The following is a 520-nucleotide window of genomic DNA, read 5'->3' on the forward strand; positions in this document are numbered from 1 at the left end:
ATCGACATCGACCTCCACCAGACCGGTCTCGGTGAATTTGACGGCGTTCGAGATCAGGTTGTTCAGCACCTGGCGCAGACGCAGCGGGTCGCCCAGATAGGCGCCCTCGGCGCGGCGGGACACGTGCAGATCGAACTGCAGCCCCTTCTGGGCGGCCAGGGCGGAAAAGGTATTGTGCGTCGCCGCGATCAAGTCGCCAAGGTCGAACTCGAGCGTCTCCATCTCCAGCTTGCCGGCCTCGATCTTGGACAGGTCCAGCATGTCGTTGAGGATGCCCAGCAGGCTTTCGCCCGATTGGCGGATAACCTCCAGCCGTTCGGCCTGTTTCGCGGGCAGGACGTCGCGGGCCATGGCCTGGGCCATGCCCAGGACGCCGTTCAGCGGGGTGCGGACTTCGTGGCTCATGGCGGCCAGGAAGGCGGACTTGGCGGCGTTGGCGGCGGTGGCCTCGCTGACCGCCTGGTTCAACTCGGCCTCGGCCTGCAGGCTTTCCGAAATGTCGCGGATGATGGCGGTGTAG

1 protein-coding gene is annotated in these 520 nt (G+C 65.6%); it reads right to left on the minus strand.

Going from position 1 to position 520, the window contains the following annotated elements; genetic code table 11:
• Positions 1 to 520, minus strand: a 520-nt coding sequence (locus tag RSB01_RS14275; RefSeq protein ID WP_332625791.1) for a histidine kinase dimerization/phospho-acceptor domain-containing protein, incomplete at both ends; no start/stop codon positions are given.

This window comes from Brevundimonas sp. (assembly GCF_036659295.1).
In the GTDB taxonomy this organism is placed as follows: domain Bacteria; phylum Pseudomonadota; class Alphaproteobacteria; order Caulobacterales; family Caulobacteraceae; genus Brevundimonas.